Source organism: Macrococcus armenti, assembly GCF_020097135.1.
Lineage (GTDB): Bacteria > Bacillota > Bacilli > Staphylococcales > Staphylococcaceae > Macrococcoides > Macrococcoides armenti.
Genome location: NZ_CP083608.1, coordinates 1,995,933 through 2,021,737 on the forward strand (window position 1 = coordinate 1,995,933; position 25,805 = coordinate 2,021,737).

General features: G+C 34.1%; 11 protein-coding genes and 2 pseudogenes. 4 read left to right on the forward strand and 9 right to left on the reverse strand.

Annotated elements, in window-relative coordinates:
* Window positions 1–4 precede the first annotated feature (4 nt).
* Both LAU42_RS10765 and LAU42_RS10770 read left to right on the forward strand, forming a co-directional pair.
* Window positions 5–1,552, forward strand: a complete 1,548-nt coding sequence (locus LAU42_RS10765; RefSeq protein ID WP_224183550.1) for a M4 family metallopeptidase — start codon at window positions 5–7, stop codon at window positions 1,550–1,552.
* 101 nt (window positions 1,553–1,653) lie between these two features.
* A complete protein-coding gene (locus LAU42_RS10770; RefSeq protein ID WP_224183551.1) occupies window positions 1,654–3,162 on the forward strand; it encodes a glycosyltransferase in 1,509 nt (502 codons plus the stop codon).
* A 44-nt stretch (window positions 3,163–3,206) separates the two neighbouring features.
* On the opposite strand, the gene gtfB is transcribed toward LAU42_RS10770, so the two are convergent.
* The 7 genes and pseudogenes from gtfB to LAU42_RS10795 all read right to left on the reverse strand — a co-directional run bounded on the left by gtfB (window position 3,207) and on the right by LAU42_RS10795 (window position 11,904).
* Entirely contained in the window at window positions 3,207–4,526 is a 1,320-nt protein-coding gene (gene gtfB / locus LAU42_RS10775; protein WP_224183552.1) for an accessory Sec system glycosylation chaperone GtfB, read from the reverse strand.
* Window positions 4,519–6,021 (reverse strand): accessory Sec system glycosyltransferase GtfA, encoded by a 1,503-nt coding sequence (gene gtfA / locus LAU42_RS10780; protein ID WP_224183553.1) that lies wholly within the window; start codon window positions 6,019–6,021, stop codon window positions 4,519–4,521. Before gtfA ends, gtfB begins: the two co-directional genes overlap by 8 nt.
* Before the next feature lie 100 nt (window positions 6,022–6,121).
* Window positions 6,122–7,360: an SdrD B-like domain-containing protein gene (locus LAU42_RS12015; RefSeq protein WP_277602386.1), complete on the reverse strand. Its 1,239-nt coding sequence runs from the start codon at window positions 7,358–7,360 to the stop codon at window positions 6,122–6,124.
* Window positions 7,361–7,378: 18 nt separating this feature from the next.
* Window positions 7,379–7,747 (reverse strand): annotated as a pseudogene (locus LAU42_RS12020) (SdrD B-like domain-containing protein); the annotation flags it as partial.
* A 1,641-nt stretch (window positions 7,748–9,388) separates the two neighbouring features.
* Window positions 9,389–10,528: pseudogene (locus LAU42_RS12025) on the reverse strand (Ig-like domain-containing protein); the annotation flags it as partial.
* 131 nt (window positions 10,529–10,659) lie between these two features.
* Entirely contained in the window at window positions 10,660–11,718 is a 1,059-nt protein-coding gene (locus LAU42_RS10790; protein WP_103358547.1) for a D-alanine--D-alanine ligase family protein, read from the reverse strand.
* A gap of 15 nt (window positions 11,719–11,733) precedes the next feature.
* Window positions 11,734–11,904, reverse strand: a complete 171-nt coding sequence (locus LAU42_RS10795) for a hypothetical protein (protein WP_224183554.1) — start codon at window positions 11,902–11,904, stop codon at window positions 11,734–11,736.
* Between the two features lie 157 nt (window positions 11,905–12,061).
* Here LAU42_RS10795 and LAU42_RS10800 point away from each other — a divergent pair, with 157 nt between their 5' ends.
* Together LAU42_RS10800 and LAU42_RS10805 are read left to right on the forward strand one after the other, a co-directional pair.
* Window positions 12,062–14,134, forward strand: a complete 2,073-nt coding sequence (locus LAU42_RS10800) for a Mur ligase family protein (RefSeq protein ID WP_224183555.1) — start codon at window positions 12,062–12,064, stop codon at window positions 14,132–14,134.
* Window positions 14,124–15,098, forward strand: a complete 975-nt coding sequence (locus LAU42_RS10805; RefSeq protein WP_224183556.1) for a glycosyltransferase family 2 protein — start codon at window positions 14,124–14,126, stop codon at window positions 15,096–15,098. The genes LAU42_RS10800 and LAU42_RS10805 overlap by 11 nt, the downstream gene beginning before the upstream one ends.
* Window positions 15,099–15,139: 41 nt before the next feature.
* Here the strand turns inward: LAU42_RS10805 and LAU42_RS10810 are convergent, their stop codons facing one another.
* Together LAU42_RS10810 and LAU42_RS10815 are read right to left on the reverse strand one after the other, a co-directional pair.
* Window positions 15,140–16,753 (reverse strand): poly(glycerol-phosphate) alpha-glucosyltransferase, encoded by a 1,614-nt coding sequence (locus tag LAU42_RS10810; protein ID WP_224183557.1) that lies wholly within the window; start codon window positions 16,751–16,753, stop codon window positions 15,140–15,142.
* A gap of 120 nt (window positions 16,754–16,873) precedes the next feature.
* Window positions 16,874–25,639, reverse strand: a complete 8,766-nt coding sequence (locus LAU42_RS10815) for an SdrD B-like domain-containing protein (RefSeq protein ID WP_224183558.1) — start codon at window positions 25,637–25,639, stop codon at window positions 16,874–16,876.
* Window positions 25,640–25,805 lie beyond the last annotated feature (166 nt).

Consider the following 25,805-nt stretch of genomic DNA (forward strand, 5'->3'; position numbering starts at 1 on the left):
AATTATGAAAAATATTAAACTATCAATTATTAGTGGTGTTGTACTATCAACAGGATTATTGACAAATACTGCATTTGCAAAAGAAGATATTACAGAAACAAACAAAACATTTAACGGTACTGTCAAACAGACCGTTACATCTAAACAAGATATTAAGAAAGCTTTAAAACAACTTCCAAAGAAATATGCAATTGTTGAAAATCTTGATAAATATGTAGTGAAAGAAGTCTCAACAGACGAAAAAGGCTTCAAGCACTATACATTAATACCAAAAGTTAATAACGTTGAAGTATTAAGTCAAGTCGTTAAAGTTCACGTAAACAAAAACGGTAAAGTTGTCATGGTTAATGGTAATATTGATCAGGAAAACATTGTTCCAACAAACCAAGTTAAGATCAATAAAGAAGCTGCGATTGCTAACGCATTTAATGCAATTGGTACATCACAAGTTAAAGTATCTAATATCGACAAAAGTTCTCCTATTAATGAAGCTAAACTATATGTTTCTGCTGAAGATAAAAAGTATGTATATCAAATCAACTTATCATATACTTCACCAGAACCTGCAAACTGGTTCATTACAGTAGATGCTCAAACTGGACAAATCATTAAAAAACAAAACAAATTACGTTCAATGACGAATTATGTCGGGCGTGGTATCGGTGTTAATGGTGCCTATAAACCTGTTGGTCTTGTAGAAGATGGTGGTATTTATTACTTAGCAGACTACTCTCAACCTACTAAGTTAGAGACTTATTCTGCTGCTCACACGACAACAACTACAAAAGATGTAACAGATACTGATAAGTATTTAAGAGACTTTGCGCAAAGACCTGCAGTAGATGCTGCGTACTACTCAAGAAAAGTATATGACTACTATAAAAATGTTCATGGTCGTGAGTCATATGATGGTAATGGAGCTCCTATATATACAATCGTAAATTATGATTCAAACTATAATAACGCTGCCTGGACTGGTAAAGCGATGATTTATGGTGATGGTGATGGTGAAAAATTCGGTCCATTATCAGCTTCGCTTGATATTACAGCGCATGAATTAACACATGCTGTTACTGGTGCAACTGCTAAACTTGAATACCATACACAGTCTGGTGCTTTAGATGAACACGTTGCAGATGCATTTGGTTTCTTCGTAGATCCAGAAGATTTTTCTATCGCTGAAGACATTTATACTCCAAAGATTCCTAATGATGGTGGATTAAGAAACTTTGATAACCCTGAAGCACAGAATAGACCTGGTCATATGGATGAATACTGGGATTTCTTAGCTGATACTGAGGAAGAGGACTGGGGCGGTGTTCACATTAATGCTACAATCCTTAACAAAGCTTTATACTACACGATTCATGACGAACAACTTGATGTTAAGAAAGCGGAGAAAATCTATTACAGAGCGCTTACTAACTACTTCACGCCTTGGATTCAATTCACTGATGCAAAACAAGCTTTAATGCGTGCTGCTCGTGATTTATACACTGAAGAGGATGCTCAAAAGATTAATCGTGGATGGAATAAAGTAGGTATTTACTAAATACTCGATAAACGAACTATAAATTTTATAGTTCGTTTATTTTTATAAATAATGTTAAAATATATTAAAATATATTAAATTAATATATTAAGGAGATAATTATGTACTATTTCTTAGGTATTGCTATTCCACAAAATATCACGGGTGTTGATCGTGCTCAGTATAATAGATTAAAGTTGTTTCAGAAATATGGATTACATGCAAAAATTATTACAACTCAATATCATCACCTCGGCTATCAATTCGCAAAACAACACGGATTAGAAAACGATATAATCAATATGTATGACTACTTTCAAAAAACGAAATACATAAAGTCATACAATCAGTTCGATTTCATTTCATACTGGAAAAATGAAAAAAGTTATCAAGTTGAAGTTTTAAAAAATAAAATCGATGTTAAAGTAAAATATAATGGACAAATGGTTATATATGCACGTTTCTTCGATGATAGTTTAACTTCACCTATGTTTATTAATCATTTTAATAGACTAAATCACTTTGTTAAACATGAGGAGTATGATATACGTGGATTTCTAAGTTCTATTTCTCATTATGCTTATGGAAACAATACTGTATATCAAGAAATCTTTACACCTGACGGTGAAAAAGTCATCGAAAAATATTATAGACATAAAGAGAAAGACTTAACACCAACAATTATATTACTCAAAAACAAATTCGGACTATATGATCGTTTTGATAGCGAGAGTGAACTTGTAGCACACTTTCTAGAACTAATTACAAATCCAGAAGATGATTACTTTATTATAGACAGGCCTCTTGAAATCGTTCCTGCATACTTAAATATGAAAAAAAACATACCTAAAGCAGCAGTGGTTATTCATATGCAGCATCTCGGTGAAATTAATCCCGAACATGTTCGTGTTAAATGGCCATATGCTCAATTATTCGAAAACCTAGATAAATTCGATGCATTAATTACATCAACACAACATCAAAAAGATGATATACATGCTTTTATTGAAGAACGCAGTAACTTATCAAAAATTGATATTCATCATATCCCAGTTGGATATATCAATCCAGAAGAAATTGTTACTGAATTACATCGAAAAAAGGCGAATCGCTTTATTTCTACTTCCAGATATGTTGAAGGAAAACAGTTAGAAGACCAAATCAGAATAGTACATCGACTTCACGATGACATAGAAGATGTCACTTTGGATTTGTATGGTTTCGGTTCCCAGCATCAATATCTCAATGATTTAATTAATGAACTTGGTGCACAAGATTATATTCAGCTTAAAGGTTACACAAATAATACTACAGATGTCTATAAGAGAGCTATTGCTAGCTTAGTGACGAGTTGCTCTGAAGGATTTGCATTGTCAATTCTAGAGTCTATTGCACATTGTACGCCAGTGTTTTCGTATGATATAAAGTACGGTCCAAATGAAATAATTATTGATAATGTAAACGGCAATTTAATCGAATATAATAATTTAGATGAATATTATGAGCAATTAAAAGCATTTTTACTTGATATTGATAAACAACAACGTTACTTTGAGCAATGTCCAGAATCAATTGCTAAATATTATGAAGATCAAGTCATTATAAAGTGGAAAGCCTTATTAAATCATTAAACTAAACTTAAAAGCCCTAGAGAATTATTCTCTAGGGCTTTTAATTATGCTTTATTAAAGATTTGCTTCACTTCATTTTCATTTACAATATTTGAAGCAACTCGTTGTTCTATTACTGATTGCTTCAATTTACTCTCATCCTTTAATACTTCTTCGATAGCTTTAATCAGAGCATTAATGTCTTTCTCTTTATATACATTTTCTTTATTAATAAATTTCTTATTATGTAACGTATTATCATTACCAAATATTAATAAATTAAAATCGAATGCCATTCTTACAGCATTCATAATTTCATTACCTTGATTGATATCCAAATAGATATCACTTGCACCATATAATTTCTTGATTATATCCGGACGTGCATTTGGAAACAGTTTTACATTTTTATATTGTCCTAACTGTAATAGTTTTGGTGACATTTCTGTTAAAGCAACAATATTTATCGTAACACCCTCTAATACATCTACCAAATGTTGTATATTATTGATTCTATCTGAATTAGTTAATATTAATAGTTGATTTGTCTTTTTTACTTCTTTAAAAGTTTTTAATATATAACCAAACTTTAACACTTTATCACTATTTCTTGATAATGCTTTAATTTTTTCATACTCATTATTATCTGGTATGAGCAAGCTAAATTTTCTACCATTATTTTTCAGAATCTCTTGCATGTTCCCAGGTAATTCTTCACTGATATGTTCTTGCCAAACGATATATTTCCTTTTATCCGGATTAATATTATATATCGAGACGAGAGGCGTACTTAATGAATTTACTAATATTTCTTTATTAGTTATATTTAGCTGGCTGTAGAAGTAATTAAGAAATGAATAGTAACTATTAAATATATGTTGATTTCCATCAGTATTCAATAAAACATCATTTGTTATAAAGTTTCTCGAGTATAATTCTTTACCATCATGTGAAAAATATCTTTTCATCACTCGTTTACGTTGTTTATTGTATAAAGTTTCTGCAAACTTTTTGCCGTACATATCATAATGATCAATCCAAACTAAATTGCCAGATTTATCAAACCATTCAACAGCTTTAACGATTCTAAGTCCAACACCTTTTTCATATATAATTTTTGCGCGTTCTTCATTGCCTTCATATACTTTAGCACTATTGTTATCACCGTATATAAACCAATATTCAGGAATAGGTACTTCGTTGAAAAACATGCCTTTACGTTCAACTACTTCATTTTTAGCAAAATATCTATATGGTGTCACCATATTTGTCGGAACAAATCCATCATCTTCTAAAACTATAGTTTGATGTTCAATATTTGACTTTTCTAGTGTTGATACAATTAATTGTTCATTCGCACCATAGTATTCAAACAAGTTAATCATGTAGCACCTCATCTATCAACTGATTCCACTTTATTATAGTCTCGTTTTCTAAATAATTTCTCGCAATCCCTAATGAGTTTTGATGGAAATCAATATTATTTTTATTTTTATAAAACTTTATAATTGCGTCAGATAATGCATTTGAAACTTTTTCAAAGTCCTGATCTGATATATCAAAGGGAATTTTGTATCCATTTTTATTATCGACAATAAATGTAGGATTGCCATAATTCACATCAAATCCAATCATTCCTAATCCACTACCTACTGCTTCCATTAGTGTTAATCCAAAACCTTCACTTGTTGAAGCTGATAAAAACAATCTATAATTTTTATAAATATTATTTAGTTTTTTATGCCCTTTTAACTTTATATAGTCATGCGCATTATATTTCTTAATAAGCGCTGTAAGTTTGTTTCTTTCGCCACCTTCACCATAAATATCAAATTGTAATTCTGGTATTTCTTTCTTTGCTTTCACTACTGCACTTATAAGCCAGTCAATATGTTTTTCTTGTGCTAATCTTGATGCTGTCATAGCTGTAAATGGTGTTTTCAAATTCTCCTTCAAGTCTTTCAAGGAACCTACAGGTATTGTATAAATATTTGGCTTTGCATTATAATACTTTTTTAATTGTTTTTTTAGTATTTCATTTTGGGTATCAGTAGAGACAACAATAAAATCTAAGAGATGACTATGTGATAATAAATAATCATAATGATTATTCCATAAGATATGATTATCGTTTGTTAAGCCTTCATTATAGTGTTCAGCATGTATAACTACGCCTACATTTGTATCACTTGTAGCTTTTAATATATCAGCTGCAATTTTTGTAGACCTATCTATTAAGAAGATATCATTTTTTGTTAAATTTAGCTGTTCAAGAAAGTATATAATAAATTCATTCTTACTATATAATACCTTGTTATCGAATTTAAAAATGTTTTGATCTTCCATATATTCTGTATATGCAACTGTCCCATCTTCATTATAAAACTCTCTCATATATCTTTTAGCTTTATTATTTTCAGGAGCATAATATTCTGAGTATAGCTTTGTATAGGTAAATACATCTTTTTTTATAACTTTACCACCTACTACATATTCTGCTCTATCTATATAAGGCTCACCTTTTTTCTTCATAAAACATTTAATATAGTTTTGCTCTCCATCTAATCGCAAAATAAAGTTTTTATCCATTTTCTCTATTTTTTGAACTGGATTTTTCAGACTTTGTTGGAACTGTTCAATAGTATAAGTAGTTGGTGCAATTTTAATATCCGTGAAATATTGATATAGCCATATGACTTCCTCGTCTTTATACCCCATATTTTCAGTTAGTGTTTGAATGTTTTCTAAACTAATAAAGTCCAGAAATATATTTTTGAAAGGAATTTCAGATTTTCTAAGCAGCTCTGCTCTGTATTTTTGAGCATATTCTACACCACTACTCGCCCAACCTATTCCCATATTCAAATTGTATATTATCATATTTATCTCCTTTGTTAATTACTATCTATAATTATATAGAAATTAATCATCAAATAAAGAAAAAAGTAGCTATTTATATAGCTACTTTTTCATACTTATATTATTTCTTTCTTCTAAATAATAGTAATCCACCTAATCCAGCTAATAATGCTGCTGGGATACCACTATTATTTGCTTCACCTGTATTAGGTAATTCTTTCACTTCTTTACCTGGTGTTGGTGTATCTTTTTTACCTGGTTCAGATGGAATTTCCTTACCTGGCTCAGATGGAATTTCCTTACCTGGCTCAGATGGAATTTCCTTACCTGGCTCAGATGGAATTTCCTTACCTGGTTCAGATGGAATTTCTTTACCTGGTTCAGATGGAATTTCTTTAACCACAAATCCTGAATCGATTGTCATGTTGTCCGCGTCTTTAATTGTTACTTTTACGCTCGTTCCATCTGAATCAAGTGCATCGTCTCCAACGTTTACTTTCGTTGGATCCATTCCAGCTGGTGTTTCAAACGTTACAACGTAATCACCATTTGGTAGGTCTTCAAAGATATAGTTACCATTCGCGTCTGTTGTTGTCGTTACTGTTGTACCATCTGGTTTCGTTAATGTTACTGTAACACCTTCGATTCCTGATTCATTCGCATCCTGGATACCGTCTTTATCTTCGTCGAACCATACTTTGTCTCCTAGATCATATACAGGTGTTTCTTTGATGAAACCACTGTCGATTGTCGGATCATCCTTACCGTCAACGTTTACCGTTACCTTCGTTCCATCTGAATCCTTCGTATCATCGCCAACATTCTCTGTTGTTGGGATATAACCATCTGGTGTCTTGAATTCAATCGTGCTTTCTCCGTTTGGTACGTTCGGGAATTCATAGTATCCGTTTTCATCTGTTACAACTGTTTCTGTTGTTCCATCTGGATACGTGATTGTTACTTCCACACCTGGAATTCCTGGTTCACCTTCGTCTTGAACACCGTCTTTATTTGTATCTTCCCATACTGTGTCGCCGACTTTAACTTTGATGAAGCCGCTGTCGATTGTCATGTCATCTGCGTCTTGAATTGTTACGTTTACAACTTGACCATCTGAATCTAATGCGTCATCACCTGTGTTGACTACTGTTGGACCGTTATAGCCGTCTGGTGTTTCAAACGTTACAACGTAATCACCATTTGGTAGGTCTTCAAAGATATAGTTACCATTCGCGTCTGTTGTTGTCGTTACTGTTGTACCATCTGGTTTCGTTAATGTTACTGTAACACCTTCAATTCCTGATTCATTCGCATCCTGGATACCGTCTTTATCTTCATCAAACCATACTTTATCTCCGATATCATATAGTTGATCTTTGTCAGCGTCTGCATCGCTGTCTGAGTCTGAGTCGCTATCTGAATCTGAGTCGCTGTCTGAATCTGAGTCGCTATCTGAATCCGAGTCGCTATCTGAATCTGAGTCGCTATCTGAATCTGAGTCGCTGTCTGAATCTGAGTCGCTGTCTGAATCTGAGTCGCTGTCTGAATCTGAGTCGCTATCTGAATCCGAGTCGCTATCTGAGTCTGGTTTCGTTAATGTTACTGTAACACCTTCAATTCCTGATTCATTCGCATCCTGGATACCGTCTTTATCTTCATCAAACCATACTTTATCTCCGATATCATATAGTTGATCTTTGTCAGCGTCTGCATCGCTGTCTGAGTCTGAGTCGCTATCTGAATCTGAGTCGCTGTCTGAATCTGAGTCGCTATCTGAATCCGAGTCGCTATCTGAATCTGAGTCGCTATCTGAATCTGAGTCGCTGTCTGAATCTGAGTCGCTGTCTGAATCTGAGTCGCTGTCTGAATCTGAGTCGCTATCTGAATCCGAGTCGCTATCTGAGTCTGAGTCGCTGTCTGAATCTGAGTCGCTATCTGAGTCTGAGTCGCTATCTGAGTCGCTGTCTGAATCTGAGTCACTATCTGAATCTGAGTCGCTATCTGAGTCTGAGTCGCTATCTGAGTCTGAATCGCTGTCTGAATCTGAGTCGCTATCTGAGTCTGAGTCGCTGTCTGAATCCGAGTCGCTATCTGAGTCTGAGTCGCTGTCTGAATCTGAGTCGCTATCTGAATCCGAGTCGCTATCTGAATCTGAGTCGCTATCTGAATCTGAGTCGCTGTCTGAATCTGAGTCGCTATCTGAATCCGAGTCGCTATCTGAGTCTGAGTCACTATCTGAGTCTGAATCGCTATCTGAATCTGAGTCGCTATCTGAGTCTGAGTCGCTGTCTGAATCTGAGTCGCTGTCTGAATCTGAGTCACTATCTGAGTCTGAATCGCTATCTGAATCTGAGTCGCTATCTGAGTCTGAGTCGCTGTCTGAATCCGAGTCACTATCTGAGTCTGAGTCGCTGTCTGAATCCGAGTCACTATCTGAGTCTGAGTCGCTATCTGAATCTGAGTCGCTATCTGAATCTGAGTCGCTGTCTGAATCCGAGTCGCTATCTGAGTCTGAGTCACTATCTGAGTCTGAATCGCTGTCTGAATCCGAGTCGCTATCTGAATCTGAGTCGCTGTCTGAATCTGAGTCACTATCTGAGTCTGAATCACTATCTGAGTCTGAATCGCTGTCTGAATCGCTGTCTGAATCCGAGTCGCTATCTGAATCTGAGTCTGAATCGCTATCTGAATCCGAGTCGCTATCTGCATCAGAATCAGTATCATCACCAATTGCTACTGCCACGTTGTCTGAAAAAACAGTACCGAAAACATAAGCTGATCCATCCGTCATTCTTCCACTATACGGGTCATATTTACCAAACGTAGATTTAAGTGCTACTGTGTCTCCACCTTGTGTATAGTTTCCTTCCAGAACTATAACATACGCTCCAACGTCACCACTACCGCCATAGTCAAAGACTAAGTCATCCCCTTGTACTACCGCAGTAAATTGGCTAGTGATATCAGTGAAATTAGTAGTGTCAGCAGCGTAATCTGTTGTCATATTAGGAGTTAATGCATCTGTATTATTAACTTTGTAAATCTTATAATTACTATTTGCTAAATCTACTTGTGCTAAATTAGTTATGTCAGTAATTCCCGAATTTTGTGCTTCAGTTGGTGTTGCATTTGAAATAACAGTTTGATATTTATTAGCACTTTGTGCAAAGTTTTCGTCTGTCGGATTGACAATAGTTACATATTTGGCAGTACTTGCAACTTTATCAACTTCAATAACTCTTGCATCAACCGTATATGGAGTCCCTCTATCTGCTGGATGATCTGAATAGTCTGTATTTCCTTTATCATAAACTATATTAACTGTATTTGTGTCACTAGTAGTCCCAGATGACACTGTAATAACTACATTTTGTGTATCATCTGTGATAACTCTCTCATCAAAGAATATACTTGTTGCTCCACTAGCTTTTATATTTTCCAAACCTGATACATTATCATTAAATGTATATACAATAGAGTTTGTTGCTTTATCATAAACTCCAGTTGCGATTGTTTCACCATTTTGAAGTTTTAAATCTGGGAAGAAAACCTCTGAACTTGTCACACCATAAGGATTTATATTATCTGATAGTTTGAAAGTTAAAGTATCTCCACTCGCAACATTTGCTTGTTCAAAGTCAAATGTAAAGTTAAAGTATGGTGCTTGGTCGATATTATAAGTTTGGCCATCAACCAATGATAAGCTAATATTTTTAACTGAATTACTAACATCAGCTGTTTTTAAAACGGAAGTTGTCAGTAAGTCTTTACTTGAAGCAAGACTAATATTTTCCATCATACTTCTATTAAATGTGATATTTGTTGGTGTTGCTACAACTGAATTCTTATCTTGTTCATTAGCTACTGCTGCTAATAGAGCAGCTAATACTTCTTCATTAGTAAGGTTAGCATAGTCAAGATTTAATGATGATAAATTAGCCTTTGCAGCTTCTTCACTAGTTCCTGTAGCTTCTGCAACATATGAAGTCAATAAAGCTTCACGCTCTTGAACTGTCGAAGCTTTCTCTACGTTCGTAACTGCTTCTTTAACAGTTATTTCAGAAACAGGTTTTTCAGTTGTTGGTTCCTCTGTAGTCGGAGCTTCAGTTGTTGGTTCCTCTGTAGTCGGAGCTTCAGTTGTTGGTTCCTCTGTTGTCGGTGCTTCAGTTGTTGGTTCCTCTGTAGTCGGTGCTTCAGTTGTTGGCTCCTCTGTAGTCGGTGCCTCAGTTGTTGGAGCTTCAGTTGTTGGTTCCTCTGTAGTCGGTGCCTCAGTTGTTGGTTCCTCTGTAGTCGGTGCCTCAGTTGTTGGTACTTCTGTTGTTGGTAATTCGGTAGTAGGTGGTGCTTTAGCTGTTTCTGTAGTTGATGTTGATTGCTTTGTTTCTTCTGCTTCAACATCAGTTGGATTACCTAAGAAAATTAATGATCCAATTAAAATCGACGACGTCCCTACTGTGAACTTCCTAATTGAATATTTGTTTAATTTGTTTGATAAGAAGTCCATTCTTCCATTGTTTTTTTTCTTCATATTTTCCTCCAAAAATTAAAATTTAGGTAATTGAATATATAAATTACACTAATTATAGTATTACGTTTCTTATTATATCATCAAAACATCAATAAATAAAATATTTTCGTTTATTTTTTACAAATATTACATCAAACCTTTTGATATTTTTGTTTCTTCTCATAAATATCTTTAGCCAAAATTAACAATTTCTCAATTAGCTCAGAATATGGTATTCCACTCACTTCAAATAGCTTAGGAAACATACTGATACTCGTAAATCCTGGCAATGTATTAATCTCATTTATTATTATTTGATTATCTTCTGTTAAAAACACATCTACTCTTGCTAAACCTTTACAGTCTAAAGCCTCATAAGCTCTTGATGCCACTTCTCTTACTAACGTTTTCTGTTCTTCTGACATTTCTGCCGGAATACTAATAGTCGCTCCATCTTCATCAATGTACTTATTTTCATATGAATAAAAATCTTCATTTACAATTACTTCTCCAGGCTCACTCGTAATAATTGTTTCATTTCCTATTACCGCAACTTCCAATTCTCTACCTACAACACCATTCTCTACAAGCACTTTAGAATCATACTTAAATCCATATTCAAGCGCTGAAATAAAATCACCTTCATGCTCAACTTTTGAAACGCCAACTGATGATCCTTGGTTTGCTGGTTTAATAAATATCGGGTAATCGAATTTAAAGTTTGTAGAAGCAAGTTGTTCTTTATACTTATGTTTATGAAGTGTTATCCCTTTTGCAACATCTAATCCTGCTGTAGTAAGCATGCGTTTTGTAACATCCTTATCCATACACATTGCTGAGCTTAATAGTCCGCATCCAACATAAGGTATATTACAAATTTCTAATAAACCTTGAACTGTGCCATCTTCACCATTTTTCCCATGTAGAATTGGCAATACTACATCAATGTCCTTAACAGTCGAATCTTCAGAATGAAATTGACCATTAGGTATTAAATAAACTTCTTTAGTACCTTCTTCATTTATCACTTCTTTATTCATCAGTGCTTGTTCATTACCAATCAACCAATTTCCATTTTTGTTGATATAAATTAATACAACCTCATGTTTATCTTTATCAATTGCGTTGTATACACTAGCTGCTGAACGAATTGAGATTTCATGTTCTGTTGACTTTCCACCATATAATAATGCTATCTTCAAACAAACCACTCCCTACATTTTCAATTAAATGATGTGCGCTATAACTTTTCCAACTATCATTATTAATATAATGAAAAAAATCCAAAATTGTATACTTAAATATCCCTTTTTTTTCGTTTTCTCTACATAATTTTTGTCATCCAACAATTCTTCTTCAATCTCACGATTAATTTCTTCAAGTTTTTTATTATCCATTTTGACACCTTCTTTGTAAATATCATAATTATATCATATTTTCAATTCAAACATTAATTATCTTTAGATAATCATTGAAATGTATTATCTAAAAATTAAGGAACATTTCTCTTAAAAATGATATAATTATTTTAACAATGAATTAGGAGTGTTATACTTGTTAACAATTAATGAAATAAACCATATAATTAGCGGTGATTTAAAAGATGCCTATGGTAAAGAAAACAACCCAATTAATGATTTTGAAACAATGTATAGATTTGTAAGCAATCAAGAAACAGCATATATATCAGCAAACCCTGAAACTTGGTGGCGACAATTGGGTAGAGATAAAAGTGCACCTCACGGAAATTATTTCATAGATAAAGAAAACCCAAATATCGGATTGATTATTACCGAAATATATATACCTGATTTAAAATATAAGACACCTCAAATTATTGTTGAGGATACTGTAGATTCTTTAAAGAAATTAGCTATTCATATTAGAAATGAATATAAAAATCCAATCATTTCAATAACAGGTTCTATGGGTAAGAGTTCTACACGCATATTATTAAGAACTATGCTAAATGGATACACTGCTTTGCAAAACCGTGGAAACAACAATATTCGTGCTGCAATATATGCAAATATGTGTAAATTAATAAAGAATCAACAATTTGCTATTTTAGAAACTTCTCTTAATGCAATTAATCACCGTGGCAATTCAGCAATTGACTTAAAACCTGATATCGCAGTAGTAACCGGAATTGGTGCTGCACACTTTTCAACTTTCAAAAGTATAAAAGACATCGCTTTACTTAAAAGCAGAATTTTTGATGGCCTATCAGAAAATGGTATAGCAATTATAAATAAGGATACTTTATATTCAGAATTATTAATTGAAAAAGCATATAATAACACAAAAAAGGTTTTTACATATAGCATGACAGATGATTCTGCTGATTTAACCATACAGCACATAGAATATTTAAAAGGTAAAACTTTGGTCAAGGCAGTAATTGATGAGACAGAGTATGAATATGAGATACACACAATAAGTGAAGGTATGGTTTCTAACTCTTTAGCAGTAATAGTATGTTTACATATATTAAATATAGACTTTCATCCTGAGTACTTTCAAAATTTCAAACCATTTATAAGAGTTTTAAATATGAAGGAAGTAAAAACACCTACTCACACTTTAACATTGTTAGACGATACACATAACGCATCTCTTCCAGCTATGGTAAATGCTATTAAAGCATTCAATACTCAAGCAAAGTATTTTAGTGGCAATAAGATTATTGCAATTGGAAAAATAAATGATTTAGGTCATAAATCAAAAGAAGTTCACGAAGAACTTATTCCAATTTTAGAAAATTCCAAAGCTGATTATATTTTATGCCTTGATGATGAATTAGGTTCAGTTGTAAAGAAAATTAAAAATAAAAACATAACATGGTATCCAAACTCAGATTTATTAAAAGAAGATTTAAAATATTTATTAAATGAAGATTCATTTGTTCTACTAAAATCTTCAGCTGGAGGAACTGAGTTCCCCAAAATCGCTCGCGAGTTACCAGACGAACTAAAAAAATACCCTAAGAGTAAAAGTACTCTTCCTTTGTTTAACTACATGAGCTCAAAAGGAAAGTCATATCTTATTATAGATAATGACAGCAATGATGTCATTGAACAACAAAACATACTAAACTCACAAACGATAGAAGGTATTGGCCCATTAATAAATTTCATTTATTCCTCAGATTTTCCTACTGACAACATTAAAGTAAAAATGAAAAATTGGGCTTCTAATGATTCTCAATATTATGAAGGTTACGAAACTGATTTACAATCATTAATCAAGATGATGGCAAGGTCACCACACCCATCTCTTACATATGAATTATCTAGTATTTTGTTCCCAAAATCTGGACAAAGAGATAGTTACCAAAACGCGATTATTTCTGAACTCCGACTAAATAACTCAGTTGCAATTAATTTAACTGGTCGATTTATGAGAAAGCAAAGACAAAGTTTTTCCGTTAATGACTTATTAAAAATTTATAAAGTTTATAAATTTGAATTATTTAAATATAGTAATTCATTTATAATTGGAAGAACATATTACAGTGGCTTTATTCGTGGTGAAAGTAGAACGATTTTATTCACCTCTTTTAAAAATTTATCAGAAGCAAAAAATATATTAGCCCAATATGACTGCGAGGTTAACTATGAAGATTAATAAAACTAACTACTCAAATAACAATATTATTATTTCTATAATTATACCTGTTTATAATAGAGCTCAAAAAATTGATTATTCTCTTGAAAAAATGCTAGATACTGATTATCCTTTAGATAAAATCGAACTCATACTAGTTGATGATTACTCTAGCGATAATTCATATGAAGAAATATTAAAATTTAAAGATCGATTCCCTAATTTCACTTTAATTCAATTAGAATCAAATTCAGGAGGTGCATCCAAACCAAGAAATGTCGGTTTACAGCATGCTATTGGTGAATGGATACTATTTATAGACTCCGATGATTATATCACACCATATACTTTAAGTGATGCGATGAAAATAGCAGATAAGGATAATACTGTTGAACTTATTTGTTTACCTTATTTTAGAGCGGAAGGCAGCACTCGCTCAATTAGTCGCTCTGCTTTTCATTACACTGAAACTCAAATAGGCTTAAATTTCATAGATACAAAGTTATACAACAGTTTAAATATTATTGGAAAACTAATTAGAAAAGAGATAATTGAAGAATATAAAATCAATTTCCCTGAGGATATCAGGGTACGTGAAGATAATTGGTTCACAATGAAAGTCTACAGCGTGGTTAATAATATCGCCATATTAGGAAACAAAAAAAATTATTACTTTTATGATCAACAAGATGAAGTTGCACTCTCAAATAACGGCGCTCCACCAAGAGATGCCGTAAAAATATATTTATCCGTTTACTATTTTATTCAATCTTTAGATTTGCCAACCGAAGATAAATTGAATTTACTTTCTATATTTTTAAATCGATATACAAATCTTATTAAACGCGGAAAACATGCACCAGTTAAATTTTTTAAAACGACTAAAGTTGACTTATTAAAAATGTTAAGTAATAAATACTTAGACGACAATTCAAAGTCATTCATATATGATTTATTTCTAGGTAAATATGATATTAAAGAATAAAGGAACAAATGTGCATTTATAGAATGCACATTTGTTCCTTTTTACTTTTTAAATACTTTTTGATACTGAACATACCCTGATAGATAATGTTCTATATCATCTATTCTCACACGATAACCATGGTGCTTTATAAAGAATGAATTAAGAATTCTTTTCGGATTCTTGAAATACATTGCTATTTCTGGATAGAAATATCCTACTCTTTGATATTCTGCTCTCTTATGAATAGTTTTCATAAACTTCTCTTCATCAATATTCTTCTTAATTAAATCATCCAGTCCAAGTGATTTTCCTTTTTGTACTAAGTGATACGTTGCCATCATCATTTCAAGAAACGTTGGGAAAGTTGTTTCCCTTTGATAAATATAATCTAAGTATCCAGATACATTCTTAATACCCAATTCAAAATATCTTTCATCTGGATTGATTTGAATTAATTCATTAGTACAATATCCAAGCCAATGGTCATGATATTTCCAGTAATCTTTCTCTATAAATTTTTCAAACATCGTTTTAACAACATTAAGCCATTTCTCATTATTATCTCTCTGATATAATCTTAATAATGCTAAAGCTGCTTCACCATCATAGTAAATGATACGGAACTTTTCTTTAACCGATAAATCCGGATAGTTTAATACATGCGTCGTATCTCCATTGGTTACATCAATCATACTTAATAGACCTTCTGCGACACTTTGAGCGGCTTTCAAGAATTTATCATTCTTTTCATATTTTAAGTATTCACAAATTGCAAATATAAAGGCAGCACTTTGACCTAATTTAATTTCATTTATTTCTTCCGTATCATCAAATATATAGCCTTTTCCGTCTTTTTCAAATAAATAATTAGATATTAAATATTCTATTGGTTTAGCAGCTATCTTAATATCTTGGTTAGTATAATCGAGACCCTCGATTAAAGCATAAGTAGATGAAGAGTGTCTTAAAGTATTATAAAAACCTATTTCTTTATCGAAGTGTGGAAAATATCCATAAATGTATCTTCCATTATCCTGAATTTCATTTTTAAGAAAGTCCGTACTTGTAGCAATTAATTTATCTAATTCTAATGATAAATTTTCAATTTTGCGTAATCCTTTAGTATATCCTGATTCTTCTAGTTCATATAACTCATTTTCATCCAAAAAGAAACTCTTCGTTGTAAACTTCATAACTCTTTTACCGGAATACAGCGAGTGTTTGAAAGCACGTTTTTGAGATGTATACTTCAATAAATAATTATTAATATTTTTTTCTGAAAGTATTCTTTCTTTACCTTGTGGTTTAACAAATGCATTCGCATTAATAACTTCCGGTAAAAAAGAAAGATTCCACATACTATCAAGAACAATCCCATATTCAATGTAGTTTCTTCGACATTTTTCCATTTCTCTCTTTAGATCATCATAAAATATATCTTCTGTACTGGTAACGATATCAATTTTTATCCATTTCGGATAAGTTCTTGTTTTTTTCTTAAATTTTTCACAATAATTTATTATGTCTCTTTTTATATTTTTTGATCCCCTAAATAATTTTATATCAGCTTTAATATTTTCTTTTCCTAAAGAAATGTAAAATTCATCTTTTATTTCTCCATGCTTTTTCTCTACTAGTGCTAACAATTCGTTGATTCTAGTTTCTATAGACATAAGTAACCTCCATATCATTTATAACTATCATTTTACCATATTATAAGAAAAATTCGGCCATAGATAATATCTATAGCCGAATTATACATAAAAGCTTTTTAGTTTTTATCCGCCATTTTCTTAACGTCGTTTTCTAAATAATAATAATCCACCTAGTCCAGCTAATAATGCTGCTGGGATACCACTATTATTTGCTTCACCTGTATTAGGTAATTCTTTCACTTCTTTACCTGGTGTTGGTGTATCTTTTTTACCTGGTTCAGATGGAATTTCCTTACCTGGCTCAGATGGAATTTCCTTACCTGGTTCAGATGGAATTTCTTTACCTGGTTCAGATGGAATTTCCTTACCTGGTTCAGATGGAATTTCTTTAACCACAAATCCTGAATCGATTGTATAATCATTTCCAGTTAAGTGTACTTTAATGCTTGTACCATCTGAATCAAGTGCATCGTCTCCAACATTTACTTTCGTTGGATCCATTCCTGCTGGTGTTTCGAACGTTACAACGTAATCTCCTGGCTCTAATCCTGTAAAGATGTAGTTACCATTTGCGTCTGTTGTTGTCGTTGCGACCACTGTGCCATCCGGTTTCGTTAATGTTACTTTAACACCTTCGATTCCTGATTCATTCGCATCCTGGATACCATCTTGATCCTCATCGAACCATACTTTATCGCCTAAATCATACACTGGTGTCTCCTTGATAAATCCTGAGTCGATTGTCGTATCATTCTTACCGTCAACGTTTACCGTTACTTTCGTTCCGTCGGAATCCTTCGTATCATCGCCGACATTCTCTGTTGTTGGAATGTAACCGTCTGGTGTCTTGAATTCAATCGTGCTTTCTCCGTTTGGTACGTTCGGGAATTCATAGTATCCGTTTTCATCTGTTACAACTGTTTCTGTTGTTCCATCTGGATACGTGATTGTTACTTCCACACCTGGAATTCCTGGTTCACCTTCGTCTTGAACACCGTCATGGTTTGTATCTTCCCATACTGTGTCGCCAACTTTAACTTTGATGAAGCCGCTGTCGATTGTCATATCATCTGCGTCCTGAATTGTTACGTTTACAACTTGACCATCTGAATCTAATGCGTCATCACCTGCGTTGACTACTGTTGAACCGTTATAGCCGTCCGGTGTTTCGAACGTTACAACGTAGTCGCCATTCGGTAAATCTGTGAAGATGTAGTTTCCGTTTGCGTCTGTTGTTGTCGTTACTGTTGTGCCGTCTGGTTTCGTTAATGTTACTGTAACACCTTCGATTCCTGATTCATTCGCATCCTGGATACCATCTTTATCTTCGTCGAACCATACTTTGTCTCCTAGATCATATACAGGTGTTTCTTTGATGAAACCACTGTCGATTGTCGGATCATCCTTACCGTCAACATTTACCGTTACTTTCGTTCCATCGGAATCCTTCGTATCATCGCCAACATTCTCTGTAGTTGGGATATAACCATCTGGTGTCTTAAATTCAATCGTGCTTTCTCCATTTGGTACGTTCGGGAATTCATAGTATCCGTTCTCATCTGTTACAACTGTTTCTGTTGTTCCATCTGGATACGTGATTGTTACTTCCACACCTGGAATTCCTGGTTCACCTTCGTCTTGAACACCATCATGGTTTGTATCTTCCCATACTGTGTCGCCGACTTTAACTTTGATGAAGCCGCTGTCGATTGTCATGTCATCTGCGTCTTGAATTGTTACGTTTACAACTTGACCATCTGAATCTAATGCGTCATCACCTGTGTTGACTACTGTTGGACCATTATAGCCGTCCGGTGTTTCGAACGTTACAACATAGTCACCGTTCGGTAAGTCTGTGAAGATGTAGTTACCATTTGCGTCTGTTGTTGTCGTTACTGTTGTGCCGTCTGGCTTCGTTAATGTTACTGTAACACCTTCGATTCCTGACTCATTCGTATCCTGGATACCATCTTTATCTTCGTCGAACCATACTTTGTCTCCTAAGTCGTAGACTTTAATGAAGCCTGAATCGATTGTTGGATCATCCTTACCGTCAACGTTTACCGTTACTTTCGTTCCATCTGAATCCTTCGTATCATCGCCAACATTCTCTGTAGTTGGGATATAACCATCTGGTGTCTTAAATTCAATCGTGCTTTCTCCATTTGGTACGTTCGGGAATTCATAGTATCCGTTCTCATCTGTTACAACTGTTTCTGTTGTTCCATCTGGATACGTGATTATTACTTCCACACCTGGAATTCCTGGTTCACCTTCGTCTTGAACACCATCATGGTTTGTATCTTCCCATACTGTGTCGCCGACTTTAACTTTGATGAAGCCGCTGTCGATTGTCATGTCATCTGCGTCTTGAATTGTTACGTTTACAACTTGACCATCTGAATCTAATGCGTCATCACCTGCGTTGACTACTGTTGGACCGTTATAGCCGTCCGGTGTTTCGAACGTTACAACGTAGTCGCCATTCGGTAAGTCTGTGAAGATGTAGTTACCGTTCGCGTCTGTTGTTGTCGTTACTGTTGTGCCGTCTGGCTTCGTTAATGTTACTGTAACACCTTCGATTCCTGACTCGTTCGCATCCTGAATACCATCTTGGTCCTCATCGTACCAAACTTTATCACCTAAATCATAGAGTTCTAATCCTGGAGTAATAGAATCTGAGAGTGAATCCGAAATTGAGTCACTTAATGAATCTGAAATTGAATCGTTAACTGAATCACTGATCGAGTCTGAAATTGAATCGTTGATTGAGTCGCTGATTGAATCTGAAATCGAGTCATTTACTGAATCACTGATCGAGTCTGAAATTGAATCGTTAACTGAATCACTGATTGAATCTGAAATCGAGTCATTGATTGAGTCACTGATCGAGTCCGAAATTGAATCGTTGATTGAGTCGCTGATTGAATCTGAGATTGAGTCATTGATTGAATCACTGATCGAATCTGAAATTGAGTCATTTACTGAGTCACTGATCGAATCTGAAATTGAATCGTTGATTGAGTCGCTGATTGAATCCGAAATTGAATCATTTACTGAGTCACTGATCGAATCTGAAATTGAGTCATTTACTGAATCACTGATCGAGTCTGAAATTGAATCGTTGATTGAGTCGCTGATTGAATCTGAAATCGAGTCATTTACTGAATCACTGATCGAGTCTGAAATTGAATCGTTAACTGAATCACTGATTGAATCTGAAATCGAGTCATTGATTGAGTCACTGATCGAGTCCGAAATTGAATCGTTGATTGAGTCGCTGATTGAATCTGAGATTGAGTCATTGATTGAATCACTGATCGAATCTGAAATTGAGTCATTTACTGAGTCACTGATCGAATCTGAAATTGAATCGTTGATTGAGTCGCTGATTGAATCCGAAATTGAATCATTTACTGAGTCACTGATCGAATCTGAAATTGAGTCATTTACTGAATCACTGATCGAGTCTGAAATTGAATCGTTGATTGAGTCGCTGATTGAATCCGAAATTGAGTCATTTACTGAGTCGCTGATTGAATCCGAAATTGAATCGTTAACTGAATCACTGATCGAGTCTGAAATTGAATCATTTACTGAATCACTGATCGAGTCTGAAATTGAATCGTTGATTGAGTCGCTGATTGAATCCGAAATTGAGTCATTTACTGAGTCGCTGATTGAATCCGAAATTGAGTCATTAACTGAGTCGCTGATTGAATCCGAAATTGAATCATTTACTGAGTCACTGATCGAATCGGAAATTGAGTCATTTACTGAATCACTGATCGAGTCTGAAATTGAATCGTTAACTGAATCACTGATTGAATCCGAAATTGAGTCATTTACTGAGTCACTGATCGAATCCGAAATTGAATCGTTAACTGAATCACTGATTGAATCCGAAATTGAGTCATTTACTGAATCACTGTTCGAGTCTGAAATTGAATCGTTGATTGAGTCGCTGATTGAATCCGAAATTGAGTCATTTACTGAGTCGCTGATTGAATCCGAAATTGAGTCATTTACTGAATCACTGATCGAGTCTGAAATTGAATCGTTAACTGAATCACTGATTGAATCTGAGATTGAGTCATTGATCGAGTCGCTGATTGAATCCGAAATTGAATCGTTGATTGAGTCGCTGATTGAATCCGAAATTGAGTCATTTACTGAGTCGCTGATTGAATCCGAAATTGAATCGTTAACTGAATCACTGATCGAGTCTGAAATTGAATCATTTACTGAATCACTGATCGAGTCTGAAATTGAATCATTTACTGAGTCACTGATCGAATCTGAAATTGAGTCATTTACTGAATCACTGATCGAGTCTGAAATTGAATCGTTGATTGAGTCGCTGATCGAGTCTGAAATTGAATCGTTAACTGAATCACTGATCGAGTCTGAAATTGAATCATTTACTGAATCACTGATCGAGTCTGAAATTGAATCGTTGATTGAGTCGCTGATTGAATCCGAAATTGAGTCATTTACTGAGTCGCTGATTGAATCCGAAATTGAGTCATTAACTGAGTCGCTGATTGAATCCGAAATTGAATCATTTACTGAGTCACTGATCGAATCGGAAATTGAATCATTTACTGAGTCACTGATCGAATCTGAAATTGAATCATTTACTGAATCACTGATCGAGTCTGAAATTGAATCGTTAACTGAATCACTGATTGAATCAGAAATTGAGTCATTTACTGAGTCACTGATCGAATCCGAAATTGAATCGTTAACTGAATCACTGATTGAATCCGAAATTGAGTCATTTACTGAATCACTGATCGAGTCTGAAATTGAATCGTTAACTGAATCACTGATTGAATCGGAAATTGAGTCATTTACTGAGTCACTAATCGAGTCTGAAATTGAATCGTTAACTGAATCACTGATCGAGTCTGAAATTGAATCGTTGATTGAGTCGCTGATTGAATCTGAGATTGAGTCATTTACTGAATCACTGATCGAGTCTGAAATTGAATCGTTAACTGAATCACTGATCGAGTCTGAAATTGAATCATTTACTGAATCACTGATCGAGTCCGAAATTGAATCGTTGATTGAGTCGCTGATTGAATCCGAAATTGAGTCATTTACTGAGTCGCTGATTGAATCCGAAATTGAATCGTTAACTGAATCACTGATCGAGTCTGAAATTGAATCATTTACTGAATCACTGATCGAGTCTGAAATTGAATCATTTACTGAGTCACTGATCGAATCTGAAATTGAGTCATTTACTGAATCACTGATCGAGTCTGAAATTGAATCGTTGATTGAGTCGCTGATCGAGTCTGAAATTGAATCGTTAACTGAATCACTGATCGAGTCTGAAATTGAATCATTTACTGAATCACTGATCGAGTCTGAAATTGAATCGTTGATTGAGTCGCTGATTGAATCCGAAATTGAGTCATTTACTGAGTCGCTGATTGAATCCGAAATTGAATCATTTACTGAGTCACTGATCGAATCTGAAATTGAATCATTTACTGAGTCACTGATCGAATCTGAAATTGAGTCATTTACTGAATCACTGATCGAGTCTGAAATTGAATCGTTAACTGAATCACTGATTGAATCAGAAATTGAGTCATTTACTGAGTCACTGATCGAATCCGAAATTGAATCGTTAACTGAATCACTGATTGAATCCGAAATTGAGTCATTTACTGAATCACTGATCGAGTCTGAAATTGAATCGTTAACTGAATCACTGATTGAATCGGAAATTGAGTCATTTACTGAGTCACTAATCGAGTCTGAAATTGAATCGTTAACTGAATCACTGATCGAGTCTGAAATTGAATCGTTGATTGAGTCGCTGATTGAATCTGAGATTGAGTCATTTACTGAATCACTGATCGAGTCTGAAATTGAATCGTTAACTGAATCACTGATTGAATCTGAAATCGAGTCATTTACTGAATCACTGATCGAATCTGAAATTGAATCGTTAACTGAATCACTGATCGAGTCTGAAATTGAATCGTTAACTGAATCACTGATTGAATCAGAAATTGAGTCATTTACTGAGTCACTGATTGAATCAGAAATTGAATCGTTAACTGAATCACTGATTGAATCAGAAATTGAGTCATTTACTGAATCACTGATCGAGTCTGAAATTGAATCGTTAACTGAATCACTGATCGAGTCTGAAATTGAGTCGCTGATTGAATCTGAGATTGAGTCATTGATTGAGTCGCTGATTGAATCTGAAATTGAGTCATTTACTGAATCACTGATTGAATCAGAAATTGAGTCATTTACTGAATCACTGATCGAATCCGAAATTGAGTCATTTACTGAGTCACTGATTGAATCAGAAATTGAGTCATTTACTGAGTCACTGATCGAATCGGAAATTGAATCGTTGATTGAGTCGCTGATTGAATCTGAGATTGAATCGTTAACTGAATCACTGATCGAGTCTGAAATTGAATCGTTGATTGAGTCGCTGATCGAGTCAGAGATTGAGTCATTGATTGAGTCGCTGATTGAATCCGAAATTGAATCATTAACTGAATCACTGATCGAATCCGAAATTGAGTCATTTACTGAATCACTGATCGAGTCTGAAATTGAATCGTTGATTGAGTCGCTGATCGAGTCAGAGATTGAGTCATTGATTGAGTCGCTGATTGAATCCGAAATTGAATCATTAACTGAATCACTGATCGAATCCGAAATTGAATCGTTAACTGAATCACTAATCGAATCCGAAATTGAGTCATTTACTGAATCACTGATCGAGTCTGAAATTGAATCGTTGATTGAGTCGCTGATTACTGGATCCAAATAAAATCCTGTATCTATCGTCATATTGTCTGCACCATTTATTGTGACTGTGACTGTAGCTCCATCTGAGTCTAGTTTATCGTCTCCTATATTTTGTTTCGTAGGAATATAGCCTTCAGGTGTTTCAAATGTGATTTCGTATGTTTCTCCATCTAACAATCCATCAAATTCATAATATCCATTTACATCAGTATAAATCGATTTACTTGTACCATCCGAAAAAGTTATCGTTACTAATACATTTTCAAATGGACTTTCATCCGGGCTCGTCCCTTGTATCCCATCTTTATCTACATCTTTCCATACATAGTTTCCAACTTTATATGTAGGAACTATACCTCCACCTGTTGACGTCCCGCTCGTCGTTTTCAAACCATTTACTACAGTTGCTGTTGTTGTATACCCATATTGATCTGTACTAGTCATTACTCCACTTATTTTTATAGGATCAGTACTAGTTGAATCATATTTAGAAACCACTCTTATTAAATATGTATCTCCATATAGATGTCCAAAATTTATCGTCGCCGAATCGTTACCATATGTAATAGGCATCGACACTTTCGTAAACTTAGAATAATCTGTTATCCTCATACTTTGAGGTAGAGGCACATTAGATGGTACTTTATACACTTCGATTATTGATGAAGAATTAATATAATTGCTTCCCTCAATTCTAGTATTAACATCCCATCCATATAAAGTAACGCTAGAATAATAGGCATAATAGTCCATTGGATTTACATATATAATCTCTTCAATCGTATTATTTAATTTATCACGATAATTTAGCATCCCAGAAATGTTCGATGAACTATTAATTTTAGTTGTATTCGAATAATTAACACTTATCTGTTTAGAAATAGATTGACCTGCAAAGTTAACTTCCGCTAGCACATTAGCATTGTTAGGTACTGTTTCTCTATCTATTAGAGAAAGGATACTCATAGATGCATTCACATTTACAAATTTATCCACATAATCCGTGAATGTATAGGTAATTGTTTTAGTAGTTTTGTCATACTTGGCAGTCGCAATTACTTGACCTGTGGCATCAGTAAGGTTAGCAGGTACAAACGTTTTAATATTTAAATCATCAGGTGCGACATTTTTTCCATAAGTATATGTAAATGTGTCTCCCGCTTTAGCATCATCAGAAATATCAAACGTCACTTCATGAACTAATGGTTCCATAACAAAGGGATCAATTATACCGTCATTTTTTACAGCTTCATAATACTTATTCGAAGTGATAGAAATCAATCCATTTGAAGTTGTTGCAGCTAAATTTCTTAGTGATGTTGTATCAATTCCTGCCAATGTCAAACTTCTCATCATTGAAGTATTACTTGTTAATGATGCGGGTGTCGCTAAAGCCTGATTATTCTCCATTTCATTAGCTGCTACTTGTAACAATGCAGCTATTATTTGATCTTCTGTGATATCCCCACCACTCATATCGAGTTGTTGAACTGTAGCATTTACTAGCTTTGATTCTATACCTGCATCAGTTAGCGCAGTTGATATTACTTCTGTTTTTTCTTCTTCTGTTGATACCTTTTCTAATTGATTAATTGTAGAATCCATATTTAACTTAGAATTCTTTGTACTTTGCTCTTCATAGTTATTCGTTTCTGTTGTTGGTACCTCTGTTGTTGGTACCTCTGTTGTTGGCGCTTCTGTTGTTGGCGCTTCTGTTGTTGGCACTTCTGTTGTTGGTGCTTCTGTTGTTGGTGCTTCTGTTGTTGGCGCTTCTGTTGTTGGCACTTCTGTTGTTGGTGCTTCTGTTGTTGGCACTTCTGTTGTTGGTGCTTCTGTTGTTGGTACTTCTGTTGTTGGTACTTCTGTTGTTGGTACTTCTGTTGTTGGTACTTCTGTTGTTGGTACCTCTGTTGTCGGCGATGTGTCAGGCTTATCTGTTGTATTTAATGTCTGTCTTGTTTCTTCTGCCTGCACTTCTGCTGGATTTCCTAAAAACAATAAACTTCCTATCAATATTGAAGAAGTACCTACAGTAAATTTTCTTATTGAATATTTATTCAATTTGTTGGAAATGAAGTTGTATCTTTTATTATTTGTAGTTTTTCTCATATTCGCCCCCGAATTAATATAAATTTTATATTGCAAACAATTTAAGCATAATATAAATATAAATTATTTCATTTGTTTTAAAAAGCGACATTTTTCCAGTAAATGTCCACCTTTATTATATATCATATGTATTTACTTTGTTATTATTGAGTTTCATCCTATATTA